The organism is Streptomyces sp. NPDC085481, assembly GCF_044541845.1.
Classification (GTDB): domain Bacteria; phylum Actinomycetota; class Actinomycetes; order Streptomycetales; family Streptomycetaceae; genus Streptomyces.
Window position 1 is genome coordinate 94,111 of sequence record NZ_JBITTJ010000011.1, and the last position, 12,397, is coordinate 106,507.

Here is a 12,397-nt window from a genome sequence, read left to right on the forward strand (position 1 = left end):
CCACGGTCAACCTTTCGCGGCCTGGCCCGGGCCGCAAATCGGGGCGGGGCGGTGGGGTGACGGGATCAGCGGCCCGTCACCCAGTGGAGCGCGCCCGCGAGGTGGGCGCGGAAGGCCGGGTCCGCGTACGCCTCCGAGGCGTGGCCGAGCGCCGTGAACAGGACCCGGCCCCGGTCCTGCGCGGCCTCGCGGCACCACACCAGGGGGTGGTCGGCGCCGAGGGTGCCGCCGCGGTAGCGGGTCTCGTCGGCGCGGGCGAGGACGTGGACGCCGGTGGCCCTGGGGTTGGCGGTGAAGTTGTACCACTCGTCGGTCCACTCCCAGCGGGCCGGCAGATGGGCCGCCGCCGGGTGTGCGGGGTCGTCGACGCACACGGTGCCGGGCTGGATCTCGGGGTGGCCGTCGAAGCGGGTGCCGAGGAGGGCGCCGTAGAAGGGCCAGTCGGGTTCGGCGTTGGCCGCCGCGTGCACGGCGAGGAGACCGCCGCCGCCTCGTACGTACGTCTCGAAGGCTGCGCGGCCCGCGTCGGTGAGGACGGTGCCGGTCGTCGACAGCAGGACGACGGCGGCGCAGCGGGCGAGCCGGTCGGGGGTGAAGGCACCGGGGTCCTCGGTGGCTTCGGCGCCGAATCCCGCGGCGGCGGCGAGCTCGGCGAGGGCGGCGGCTGCGGCGGGGATGGAGTCGTGGCGGTAGCCGGCGGTGCGGGTGTAGATCAGGACGTCCTGGGTGGGCACGCGGTGAACTCCCCTGTCTGCCCCGGCGGTGGGCCGAGTGCTGCGGTAAGCGCTTTCTGAGGACCGTAGCCAGCATGATCCCGGCGCCGCAAGGTCTAGGGGTGGGGCCTCAGAGGGTGTCAGGCCGGGCGGGCGGGCTCGCCGGGCGGGTGGTGGACTCGAGGAGCGGGGCGAGGAAGTCGCGTTCGAGCGTGCCCGGGGGCAGCTCGGCCGGTTCGACGTAGCTCTGCGCGAGACCGCCCTCGCGCAGGGCGACGATGAGGCGGGCGAACCGGTCGGCGTCCACGGTGAGTTCGCGTCCGGCCCGGCCGAGCACGAGCTCGAGGCCGCGGGCGATCTCGGCCCGCAGCCGCGCGTCGTGCCGGGCCAGCACCCACGCCGCCTGCGGGTCGCGGATGGCGTGCAGGGTGAACTCGGTGCTCACCAGGTACCAGTCCCGCTCGTCCGGCTCGACCCGGGAGGCGAGCTCCGCGAGGCCCCGCAGCGTGTAGTCCTCCGGGCCGAGCGCGTCGATCGACGCGGCCAGGCGCCGCACGATCCGCTCGCTGTGCTCGTCGAAGAGGGCGAGGAACAGCTCTTCCTTGCTGGCGAAGTTCGAGTAGTACGCGCCGCGCGTGAAACCGGCGCGCTCGCATATCTGCTCGATCGACGCCGCGTGGAAGCCGTGCTCGGCGAAGGTCTCCAGGGCCGCCTTCAGCAGGGCCGCCCGGGTACGGGTACGGCGCTGGGCGACAGCCTTCGGCACGGTTCTCTCCCTTCGCCGGTTTCGCCGGTGCGGATTGCGCTTCCCCGGGCGGGAGGCAGCCCGCCCACGATACCGGCGGCTCGCACGGGCACGGACGGGTGCGCGAAGTTAAGATTCACCCATGGGAGAGCGGCCCTTCGCGCCTGTCGCGCCCGAGCTGGTCCTCGAGATCGACGGGGACGCGACCGCGTTGAACCCGAGCCGCGTCTATCGATTCGGACGCGACCCCACCTGCGATTTCGTCCTGGCCGACGCCCGGACGTCCTGGCACCACGCGACGCTGCGGACGGTCGGCGACCACTGGACCCTCGCCGACGAGGGCAGCACGAACGGCACCTTCGCCGACGACCGCCGGGTGGACCTCGGCGCGGTCGGCCCGGGCACGGTCATCCGCTTCGGACACCCGGCGGACGGGCCGCTGGCGGTGCTGTCCGGCCCGGCTCCCGCGGCGGCCGAGCCCGTACCGCAGGCGCCCGCGGAGCCCGTACCGCAGGCGCCCGCGGAGCCCGTACCGCCGGTGCCGGCCGCGGAGCCCGTACCGCCGGTGCCGGCCGCGGAGCCCGTACCGCCGGTGCCGGCCGCGGAGCCCGTACCGCCGCCCGTACGAGCGCGGGAAGCCGAGCCGCCGCCCCCGCCCCCTGTCTCGTACCCCGCCCGGACCGGCACCTTCCGGCAGCCGACGTCCGTGCGGCCCCTGCCCACCCGCAGCGTCCGTATCGGCCGCGCCCCCGACAACGACCTGGTCGTCGACGACCTCACCGTCTCCCGCCGCCACGCCGAACTGCGGGCGGAGGCCGACGGCACGTACGTGATCCACGACCTCGGCAGCCACAACGGCACCTTCCTCAACGGCAGTCCCGTTGTCCACGCGCGCGTGACCGGCGAGGACATCATCGGCATCGGCCACTGCGCGTTCTGCCTCATCGGCGGCGACCTCGTCGAGTACACCGACACCGGAGAGGTCTCCCTCGACGTGCAGGAGCTCGCCGTGACCGTCGACCGCGGCCGCAAGACCCTCCTCGACGACGTCACCTTCCCCGTCGGCCAGAAGTGCCTGCTCGCCGTCGTCGGCCCGTCCGGCGCCGGCAAATCGACGCTTCTCGGCGCGCTCACCGGCCAGCGGCCCGCCGACCGGGGCACGGTCCTCTACGACGGACGCGACCTCTACCGGGACTACGCGGAACTGCGCCAGCGCATCGGCCTCGTCCCGCAGGACGACATCCTGCACCTCCAGCTCACCGTGCGACGGGCCCTCGCGTACGCCGCCGAGCTTCGCTTCCCCGAGGACACCGCGCCCGCCGAGCGGCGCGCCCGGGTGGACGAGGTGATCGGGGAGCTCGGCCTGGTGGAGCGGGCCGGGCAGCCGATCCACAGTCTCTCCGGCGGCCAGCGCAAGCGGGTGAGCGTGGCCCTCGAACTGCTCACCAAGCCCTCCCTGCTCTTCCTTGACGAGCCGACCTCCGGCCTCGACCCGGGCATGGACCGCTCGGTGATGCACATGCTGCGCGGCCTCGCCGACGACGGGCGGACCGTCATCGTCGTCACGCACAGCGTGCTGAGCCTCGACGTGTGCGACCGGCTGCTCGTCCTCGCGCCCGGCGGCCGGGTCGCCTTCTACGGTCCGCCCGGCGACACCCTCGGCTTCTTCGGCTTCGACCAGTGGCCGGAGGCGTTCGAGGCCTTCGAGAACGACCGCGACCGGGACTGGGCGGGCCAGTACCGCGCGTCGCGCTTCCACCACCGGTACATCCAGGAGGTCATGGTCCGGCCCGGCCCGGCCGCGCTCGCCGGGGCGCCGCCCCGACCGGGGGCCGAGCCCGCGCCGCCACCGAAGGCGCAGAGCTGGTGGTCCCAGCTGCGTACCCTCGTACGCCGCTACGCCGCCGCCCTCTCCGCCGACCGGACCTTCCTGGCCATCATGATCGCGCTGCCCTTCGTCATGGGCGCGATGGCCCGCGCCCTGTCGGAGGGCGAGCTGGGCCCCGAGTCCACCCTGAACGTCCTGCTGATCCTGTGCGTCGGCGGCGTGCTGACCGGCGCGGCGAACGCGGTGCGCGAGCTGGTCAAGGAGCGGACCATCTACCGCCGGGAGAGAGCCGTCGGCCTGTCACGCTCGGCGTACCTCATGTCCAAGGTCGTGGTCCTCGGCCTGATCACCGTCGTCCAGGCGGTGGTCCTGACCCTGGTCGCGCTGATCGGCGTCCCGCTCAACGTGCCGGGCGGCGAAGGCGTCCTGATGCCGCCGCTCGTGGAGCTCACCCTCGCCGTCGCGCTGCTCGCCTTCACGGCGATGATGCTCGGCCTGTTCGTCTCCGCCCTCGTGCGCAAGGAGGAGGTGACGATGCCGCTGCTCGTCCTCCTCGCCATCGTCCAGGTGGTGTTCTGCGGCGCGCTCGTGAACGTGCGCGGGACGCCGGTCCTCGAGCAGCTGGCGTGGCTCGTGCCGTCGCGGTGGGCGTTCGCGGCGATGGGCGCCACCATCGACATCGGCCGGATCGCGCCGAGCGAGAAGACGGCGGACCCCCTGATGCACCACACCGTGGGCGCCTGGCTCTTCGACATGGGCATGCTGGTGGTGCTCTGTGTCGTCCTCGGCCTCGTCGTCGCCCGGCTGCTGCGCCGGCACGAGCCGGTCGTCATGCGGAGGTAGCGTGCCGTGAACGCCGTCGTACCGGAACTCCCGTACGTGCCGGACTTCCGGCCCACCCATGTCGTACCCCGCGACGGGCTGCCCGCCTGGGAGGCGCCCGACCCGGGGCTGCCCACCGAGCCGCTGGACGCGTTCCTGCCGGTGCAGCTGGTGGAGCGGGTCGGCGACTGGGGGCAGATCCTGTGCTCCAACGGCTGGACCGCCTGGGTCGACGCCCGGCTCCTCGTCGCCGTGCCCACCGATCCGCCTGCCGCCGGCGCGCCGCTCACCCGGACGGCCGACCCGAGGCCGCTGATCGCCCGGGTCGAGGACGCGCTGGGGCGCTACCGGCGGGCCGCGGAGGAGCTGGCGGGAGACCGGGTGGACGGCGAGACGTTCCGGCGGCGCACCCACGGGCTGCGGGTCGGGATGGTGGTGGACGGGGAGTCGCTGTGGCTGTTCGACGCGGAACACGAGCGGTGGGTGTACTGCGACGGCACCGGGCTGAGCACGTACGCGACCTCGTCGGCGCCGTCGGTGACGGGCGTGGGATCGTCGGGGGTGAGCGCTGCCGTGGCGGACGCGGGGCCTTCGCACGAGCCGACGCAGGTGGTGGCGGAGCTGCCGCAGCTGCCGCAGGTGCTTCCCGAGGGGCCGGACGCGCCGGTCGCTCCGGACGCGCCGGTGCCGGACGCGCCGGACACGCCGGTGCCGGACGCGACCGAGGCGCCCGGTGCGCCCGGTGCGGACGGGCCGGGTGAAGGCTGATGGGCGGGGTGGACCCGGACCGGGACACGGCGGGCGGGCTTCCCGCGGGCCGGGACTCGGGACTCCCCGGCAAGCGGATCGCGGGCTACGAGGTCGAGGCCGAGATCGGGCGCGGCGGCATGGCGGTGGTCTACCGAGCCCGTGACCTGCGGCTCGACCGTAGGGTGGCGCTGAAGTTGCTCGCCCCGGAGCTGGCCCGCGACGACACCTTCCGCAAGCGCTTCGCGCACGAGTCGCGGGTGGCCGCGGCGATCGACCACCCGCACATCGTGCCGGTCTTCGAGGCGGGTGAGACGGAGGGGGTGCTGTACATCGCGATGCGGTACGTGCCGGGGCAGGACCTGCGGGCTCTGGAGGACCGGGAGGGTGCGCTCGACCCGGTGACGACCGGGCGGATCGCGGTGCAGGTGGCCTCCGCCCTGGACGCGGCACACGCGCACGACCTGGTGCACCGGGACGTGAAGCCGGGCAACATCCTGGTGGCCGAGGGCACCGACCGGGACCACCCGGAGCACGTGTACCTGACCGACTTCGGCCTGACGAAGAAGTCGCTGTCCCTGACCGGGTTCACCACGGTGGGGCAGTTCGTCGGCACGCTGGACTACGTGGCGCCCGAGCAGATCTCGGGCAAGCCGGTGGACGGCCGCTGCGACGTCTACAGCCTGGCGTGCGTGGTCTTCGAGATGCTGACCGGGGTGGTGCCGTTCCGCAGGGACGACGACATCGCGGTGCTGTGGGCGCAGCAGTACGACCCGCCGCCCCCGCTGTCGGAGGAGCGCGCGGGGCTGCCGGAGGCGGCGGACGCGGTGATGGCGAAGGCGTTGGCGAAGGTTCCGGAGGAGCGATACCGGACGTGCCTGGAGTTCGTGGCCGAGCTGCGGGAGGCGCTGGAACGGGGGGTGAGCAGTCGCGAGACGCCCCCCGGTGGGAGCGGGGAGTGGCCGCAGGGGGCGCCGCCTGAGCCGCCGGCGTGGGCGCGGCCGGTGTTCAGGGAGCTGTGAGAGCCGCTCGTCCAGGGTCTGTTCACGGGGCTTGCTCGGGCGGGTTCTTCGGGGAGTGTCTCGGGGCGTCGTCGTGTGTCTCGATCGCGCCGCGGCGGCGGACGGGTGTGGCGAGCAGGCCGCCGAGGAAGCCCGCCACGAGGCCCCAGAGCAGGGCGAGGCCGGTGATCTCCCAGATGTGCGGGCGGAGCACGACCTCCGCGCCGAGCGATTCGAGCTCGCCGATGCCGAGGATCGACAGGCCGAAGCGGGCCTCGACGAAGGTGAGCGGGGCGGCGACCAGCATGGTGGCGGCGAAGGCGATCCCGAGGTGGAGGGCGTGCTGCCACAGCCGGATGCGGGCCGGGGAGCGTACGGCCATGACGAAGGCGGCGGCGAGCACCAGCACGGCCGCGATCGGCAGCAGCCACCAGGCGCGCCCGTCGTAGGAGGCGAGTGTGGACAGGTCGACGGTCGACAGTTCCCTGCCGCCGTCGCCACTGCGCAGGACGGAGTCGAGGATCTGCGGCATGGGCAGGCCGAACGGGCCGTCCACGCGGCCCTCCCAGGAGCCGCCGATGCCGACGCCGAGTGCGAGCCAGCTGATGTTGGGCAGGCCGAGCAGCAGGACGGCGAGGGTCTCGGGCACGTGCCCCTTGCTCGCGGCGACGACCACGCCGATGACGAGGCCCACGAACACGTACGCGAGGAGCAGGAACAGCATCGCGGAGGCGGCCGGGCGGACGGCCTCGTGGTGGCGTACGAGGCGGGGCGGCAGCGGGGTCCTGCGGGAGACCAGCAGCGCGATGACGAGGACGCCGAGGATCCACAGCAGTCCGTAGAAGAGCGTGGGACCGACGTCGGTGCGGAAGCCGACGGACGGGTCGACCGCGTCGAGAAGGTCGTTGAAGAGGTCGCCGAGGTCCCCGGTGTCCCGGCTGGTGTCGCCGCCGAGGGTGATCGGGAAGTCGTGCCGGGCGAGCGCGCTGAGGCCGCCGAGCGCGGCGAGCCAGAACACGACGGTGGGTACGGCCAGGGCGAGCAGGTCCCGGGTGCGGGCGACGGCGTGGTGGCGCAGGGGGCGCAGGAAGCAGAAGCCGGTGACGAGTGCGCCCACCAGGGTGACGGTGAGCGGCATGGCGGTCAGTTCGGCCTGGGTGCCGGCGAGCGAACCGGCATCACCGGACAGGCCGACCTGGCCGCCCGCTGCCATGGCGACGACGGCGGCGAGGACGGCGACGAAGGAGCCGAAGCCGCCGGGCAGGTCCGCCGCGCCGGCGGCCCACAGGCCGAGGGCGGCGGTGACGGCCATGGCCAGGAGGGCGGCGAGGACCGTGCCGAGGGCCAGGGCGACGTCGCGGGCGAGGTGCCCGTTGGCGCGCGCGGGGGCGGCCGGGCTGGGTGGGGTGGGGAGCCGACTGCTCACGTGCCCACGCTAATGCCGGCGGGTGCGGTCCGCTTGCGGGCGTGACCGGGTCGGCGCACACAATGGGCGCGGAACGGAAGAAAGGGAAAAACGTGACTTCCCACCCCCCGTCCGGCAAGCCCTCGATTCCCCCCACCGGCCCTCCGGCGGGCCCCCTCTCGGGCCCGAGCACCCACCCCGGCCAGGCCACGCCCCCGCCGGCGGAGCCACCGCGCGACGGCTCTGGGGGTGGTCCGGGCGGTGGCTCGGGGGGCGGTTCAGGGGGTGGTGCCGGCGGCGGAGGCTCCGGCGGGGCAGGCGGGGGCGGCGACGGGTCCGGGGAGGGTTCCGGCGGCGGTACGGGGGGTGGCGGCGCGGGCGGGGGCCCGTGGTGGCGCTCCGTACCCAAGGTCGCGTCGCTGACGGCCGTCCTGGTGGCGGCGATCGCGCTCGTCGTGGTCCTCACCCGCAGCGACGGGGGCGGGGACAACGAGGCGGACACCGCGGGCGGCGAGGTCTTCCTGCAGAACACCTCCGCCACGGGCCCCGATCCCTTCACCCGCTCCACGGCCCGCAGCGCCGCCGCCCCGGTGTCGCCCGTGCCCCTGCCCAGCCGGACCGGCGCCGACGCCGACCGGGCGCTCACCGTCTCGGGTTCGACGCCCGGGCTCTATGGGGGGACGCACCGGGTCGCGAGCTGCGACGTCGAGCAGCAGATCCGCTTCCTCTCCGAAGAGCCCGCGAAGAACGCGGCCTTCGCGAAGGTCCTCGGCCTCGCCACCGAGGAGGTCCCGGGCTATCTGCGCTCCCTGACCCCGCTTCAGCTGCGGGTGGACACCCGGGTGACCAACCACGGCTTCCGGGACGGCTCCCCCGTCCCGTACCAGTCGGTGCTCCAGGCGGGTACGGCGGTCATGGTGGACGACCGCGGGGTGCCGCGGGTCCGCTGCGCGTGCGGCAATCCGCTGACGCCTGCGGTCGCCCAGCAGTCCGCCAAACCCGTCGGCACGGCCTGGCCCGGCTACCGCACGAGCAACCTGGTGGTCGTGAAGCCCTCGGTGACGGTGGTCGACATCTTCGTGATCTACGACCCGCGGACCGACCGCTGGACCGCCCGCCAGTCGGGCGACACCGGCCGGCACGACCAGCACACGACTCCGCCGCCGCCTCCGACGATCTCCCCGCCGGCCTCCCCCTCGACCTCCCCACCCACGTCGCCCCCGACGTCGCCGACCACGCCGGTGCCCTGTGTGACGATCACGGGTACGGAGACCCCCACACCGAGCGACGGCGTCACACCGCCCCCCTGCCCCTCCACCACGACCCCGTCACCCTCCACGTCGACACCGTCGCCGGGCGACTCGACGCCCGGTGACGGAACGCCGAGCGACTCGTCGGCGTCGGCGGACACCGCCCCGGAGGGCGCCGGCACGAGCGGGTCAGCGGAGCTGTCGGAGCCTCAGCCGATGGGCTGAGGCGGGGCGAGCGGGCGGCGAGGGGCTGTCGCGGTGCCGCAGCGCACGTCGCAGAGATTGGATCCAATATCCGAATCCGATATCCCCTGGCGCGGCGATCCTCTGCTCCGCCCGCCGCTGCCACTCCCGCTCGTCTCGGTCGGTGAAGTGTCCGGACATGATCGGTTCTCCTCTCCCCTGTGGCCTCCAGGCCACTGACGCAGAGTCTGTAGGCTTATTGGCCTGGACAGCAGAGCCAATGGGGAGTGATTGGCATGGCAGAGGGTCGAGTGGTCCGGTCCGTGGTCGCCGTGGCGGACCGCATGCTGAGCGGCCGTCAGCTGGCGGCCCTGCTCACCCCGCCGCCCGAAGGCCGCTTCGGCTACCGGGAGCTGGCCCGGGCGGTGCGCGAGACGCTGCTCGACGGCCGGGTGGCGCTGCGGATGCGGCTGCCCGCCGAGCGGGAGCTCGCGATGGCGCTCGGGGTGAGCCGGACGACCGTCACCTCCGCGTACGACCTGCTGCGGGAGAGCGGTTACGCGCACAGCCGGCAGGGCGCCGGTACCTGGACGGCGCTTCCCGAGGGCCAGTCGCCGATCGGGCCGGCGGCGATCCACGGCGACACCGGAGCCGTGATCGACCTCGCACTGGCCTCTCCCGAGGCTCCCGCGGAGGTGCTCGCGGATGCGCTGGCCGCCGCCTCCGCCGAGCTGCCCCGCTACGCGACCACCCAGGGCTACCACCCGTACGGACTGCCCGAACTGCGGGCCGCCATCGCCGACCGGTACACCGCCCGCGGCCTGCCGACCCGGCCGGAGCAGATCCTGGTCACGACCGGCGCCCAGCAGGCCCTCACCCTGGCGCTCGCCCTGCTCGGCGGGCCCGGCGACCGGGTACTGGCCGAGAACCCCTCGTACACCAACGCCCTCGACGCCATGCGCGGCCACCGGCTGCGGATCACCCCCGTACCGGTGACCGAGGCGGGCTGGGACAGCGGTCTGATCGACGCGGCGCTGCGGCAGACCGCGCCGCGCCTCGCCTATCTGATCCCCGACTTCCACAATCCGACGGGCCGTCTGATGCCGCAGGAGCAGCGGCGGGAGGTGGCCGCGGCGGCGCGTGCCACCGGGACCTGGCTGGTGGTGGACGAGACGCTCGCCGACATCGCCCTGGACGTGCCGGCGCCGGCGCCGTTCGCCGCGTCGGCCGGCCCCGGCACCGGTGAGCAGATCATCAGCGTCGGCTCGCTCAGCAAGAGCTGCTGGGGCGGACTGCGGGTCGGCTGGGCGCGGGCCTCCTCGCGCATGGTGACGGAGCTGGCCCGGGTGCGGATCACCCACGACCTTGCGGGTTCGGTCCTCGACCAGCTGGTCGCGGTCGCCCTGATGGACCGGATCGACCCGCTGCTGCCCGGCCGCGCGGCCGAGCTGCGCCGGCGCCGGGAGGCGCTGGTGACGGCGCTCGCCCGGCACGTTCCCGACTGGCGCTGGACCCTTCCGCCGGGCGGCATGTGCCTGTGGATCGACCTGGGGCGCCCGATCGCCTCGCAGCTCGCGGCGCGCGCCCTGCGCCACGGCGTACGGGTCGAGGGGGGCGCCCGCTTCGGGGTCGACCCGGGCACCCACGAGCACCGGCTGCGCATCCCGTACGCCCTGCCGGGCGAGGTGTACGAGACGGCCGCCGAGCGGCTCGCGGCTGCCCTGGAAGGGGCTCCGGCCCGGATCTCCGACCCGGGCCTGCCGGACTGGGTGGCCTGAGGGACGGCCCGGCGCCTCCGACCCCTCCGATAACCGGATGCCTGGGGCAAGGAGTCCGGGTACCGTCCCAGAGTGGAAGCTCTGACCGACAAACAGATCCGTTCGTCCTTCGTGAACTGCACGAAGGGCGACGCCGCCCGCATGAAACTGCCTCTCGACTTCGCCGAACTGCCCTGGCACGACCTCGACTTCCTGGGCTGGGTCGACCCGGGCGCGCCGCTGCGCGCCCATCTCGTCGTGCCGCGCCCGGAGGGCCTGGTCGGCATCACCCTGCGGGTGCCGTCCGCGGGCCGTACCAGCGCGGTGAAGTCGAGCATGTGCCAGATCTGCCTGACCGCGCACGCCTCTTCGGGCGTGACGCTGCTGGCCGCGCCGCTGGCCGGCAGCCGCGGCCGCGAGGGGAACACGGTCGGCACGTACGTCTGCGCCGACCTGGCCTGCCCCCTCTACGTCCGCGGCAAGCGCCAGCCCAAGCTGCGCGGCACCCGTCACGAGGAGTCCTTGACCGTGGCGGAGCAGGTGGACCGGATGATGGGCAACCTCAACGGGTTCGTGAGCCGGGTGACGGCCGGCTAGGGCCGCTCCGGCCCTGACCCGCCGGACGGGCCCAGGGCCTGGCCACGGCCCCGTGGCATTCGGGCAGTCCGTGCAGGTCTACGCGTCTTGCCGCGCGGGTGCGGCGGTCCGGCGCTGGGACCGGCTCGTCCGTCGGTTCAGCGGAAGGCCTGCTCGCCGGTGAGCGCCTTGCCGATGACCAGGGAGTGCACCTCGCTGGTGCCCTCGTAGGTGAGGACCGACTCGAGGTTGTTGGCGTGGCGCAGCACCGGGTATTCCAGGGTGATGCCGTTGGCACCGAGGATGGTGCGGCACTCGCGGGCGATGGCGATGGCCTCGCGGACGTTGTTGAGCTTGCCGACGCTGATCTGCTCGGCGGTGAGCTCGCCGGCGTCCTTGAGGCGGCCGAGGTGGAGGGCGAGGAGCATGCCCTTGCCGAGTTCGAGGGACATGTCGGCGAGCTTGGCCTGCGTCAGCTGGTAGCTGGAGAGCGGCCGGGCGAAGACGGTGCGGTCGGCGGCGTAGGAGATGGCCGTCTCCAGGCAGTCGCGGGCCGCGCCGAGGGCGCCGAAGACGATGCCGAAGCGCGCCTCGTTGAGGCAGCCGAGCGGGCCGGACAGGCCGCGGGCCCCGGGGAGCATCGCGTCGGCGGGCAGGCGGACGTCCTCGAGGACGAGCTCGCTGGTGACGCTGGCGCGCAGGGACAGCTTCTGCTTGATCTCGGGTGCGCTGAAGCCGGGGGTCGCGGTGGGGACGACGAAGCCGCGGACCCCGTCCTCGGTGCGGGCCCAGACGACGGCGACGTCGGCCACGGAGCCGTTGGTGATCCACATCTTGGTGCCGTTGAGCACCCAGTCGGAACCGTCGCGCTTGGCGTTGGTGCGCATGGCGCCCGGGTCGGATCCGGCGTCCGGCTCGGTGAGGCCGAAGCAGCCGATGTACTCGCCGGCCGCCATCCCGGGCAGCCACTGCCGCTTCTGCTCCTCGGAGCCGTACTTCCAGATCGCGTACATGGCGAGCGAGCCCTGTACGGAGACGAGCGAGCGCAGGCCGGAGTCGACGGCCTCGAGTTCCATACAGGCGAGGCCGTACGCGACGGCGTTGGTGCCGGCGCAGCCGTAGCCCTCCAGGTGCATGCCGAGGACGCCGAGGCCGCCGAGGGTGCGGGCGAGTTCCCGGGCGGGGATGGCCCCCTGCTCGAACCAGCCGGCCACGTGCGGGCGCAGTTCCCGGTCCGCGGCGGCGCGTACGGTGCGGCGGATCTCCCGCTCCTCGTCGGTCAGCAGTCCGTCGATCGCGAGCAGATCGAGGGGGTGGACGGGCGAGGACTGGGTCGAACGCGACGGCTTCGGCGACGACTTCACGGACGG

At 74.0% G+C, this 12,397-nt stretch carries 10 protein-coding genes; 6 read left to right on the plus strand and 4 right to left on the minus strand.

The features are described from left to right. Positions 1–65 precede the first annotated feature (65 nt). Both ACIGEZ_RS22925 and ACIGEZ_RS22930 read right to left on the minus strand, forming a co-directional pair. Complete coding sequence (locus ACIGEZ_RS22925) at positions 66–734, minus strand: ThuA domain-containing protein (RefSeq protein ID WP_399833897.1); 669 nt, start codon at positions 732–734, stop codon at positions 66–68. A gap of 109 nt (positions 735–843) precedes the next feature. Further along, a complete protein-coding gene (locus ACIGEZ_RS22930) occupies positions 844–1,479 on the minus strand; it encodes a TetR/AcrR family transcriptional regulator (protein ID WP_399833899.1) in 636 nt (211 codons plus the stop codon). Between the two features lie 121 nt (positions 1,480–1,600). On the opposite strand from ACIGEZ_RS22930, the gene ACIGEZ_RS22935 reads away from it, so the two are divergent. The 3 genes from ACIGEZ_RS22935 to ACIGEZ_RS22945 are packed head-to-tail and all read left to right on the plus strand — an operon-like array spanning position 1,601 to position 5,877. Continuing rightward, positions 1,601–4,129, plus strand: coding sequence for an FHA domain-containing protein (locus ACIGEZ_RS22935; protein WP_399833901.1), 2,529 nt, complete (start codon positions 1,601–1,603; stop codon positions 4,127–4,129). Positions 4,130–4,135: 6 nt separating this feature from the next. Beyond that, a complete protein-coding gene (locus ACIGEZ_RS22940) occupies positions 4,136–4,876 on the plus strand; it encodes a hypothetical protein (protein WP_399833903.1) in 741 nt (246 codons plus the stop codon). Further along, entirely contained in the window at positions 4,876–5,877 is a 1,002-nt protein-coding gene (locus tag ACIGEZ_RS22945; protein WP_399833906.1) for a serine/threonine-protein kinase, read from the plus strand. The genes ACIGEZ_RS22940 and ACIGEZ_RS22945 overlap by 1 nt, the downstream gene beginning before the upstream one ends. A 22-nt stretch (positions 5,878–5,899) precedes the next feature. On the opposite strand, the gene ACIGEZ_RS22950 is transcribed toward ACIGEZ_RS22945, so the two are convergent. Continuing rightward, entirely contained in the window at positions 5,900–7,282 is a 1,383-nt protein-coding gene (locus ACIGEZ_RS22950) for a streptophobe family protein (RefSeq protein WP_399833909.1), read from the minus strand. A 92-nt stretch (positions 7,283–7,374) separates the two neighbouring features. Between ACIGEZ_RS22950 and ACIGEZ_RS22955 the strand changes: the two genes are divergently transcribed. The 3 genes from ACIGEZ_RS22955 to ACIGEZ_RS22965 all read left to right on the plus strand — a co-directional run bounded on the left by ACIGEZ_RS22955 (position 7,375) and on the right by ACIGEZ_RS22965 (position 11,048). Next, on the plus strand, positions 7,375–8,736 hold the full coding sequence (locus ACIGEZ_RS22955) for a DUF6777 domain-containing protein (protein ID WP_399833912.1): 1,362 nt from the start codon (positions 7,375–7,377) through the stop codon (positions 8,734–8,736). 254 nt (positions 8,737–8,990) lie between these two features. Further along, on the plus strand, positions 8,991–10,472 hold the full coding sequence (locus ACIGEZ_RS22960) for a PLP-dependent aminotransferase family protein (RefSeq protein WP_399833915.1): 1,482 nt from the start codon (positions 8,991–8,993) through the stop codon (positions 10,470–10,472). 72 nt (positions 10,473–10,544) lie between these two features. Beyond that, positions 10,545–11,048, plus strand: a complete 504-nt coding sequence (locus ACIGEZ_RS22965; RefSeq protein ID WP_399833918.1) for an FBP domain-containing protein — start codon at positions 10,545–10,547, stop codon at positions 11,046–11,048. 137 nt (positions 11,049–11,185) lie between these two features. Here the strand turns inward: ACIGEZ_RS22965 and ACIGEZ_RS22970 are convergent, their stop codons facing one another. Further along, the gene (locus ACIGEZ_RS22970) at positions 11,186–12,391 is read right to left on the minus strand and encodes an acyl-CoA dehydrogenase family protein (RefSeq protein WP_399833921.1); all 1,206 of its coding nucleotides are present in this window, start codon (positions 12,389–12,391) and stop codon (positions 11,186–11,188) included. Positions 12,392–12,397: the final 6 nt, after the last annotated feature.

What these genes read in the sequence shown, in the direction of transcription:
- ACIGEZ_RS22945 (WP_399833906.1), top strand. Translation starts at nt 4,876, where the DNA reads ATGGGCGGGGTGGACCCGGACCGGGACACGGCGGGCGGGCTTCCCGCG.
- ACIGEZ_RS22960 (WP_399833915.1), top strand. Translation starts at nt 8,991, where the DNA reads ATGGCAGAGGGTCGAGTGGTCCGGTCCGTGGTCGCCGTGGCGGACCGC.
- ACIGEZ_RS22935 (WP_399833901.1), top strand. Translation starts at nt 1,601, where the DNA reads ATGGGAGAGCGGCCCTTCGCGCCTGTCGCGCCCGAGCTGGTCCTCGAG.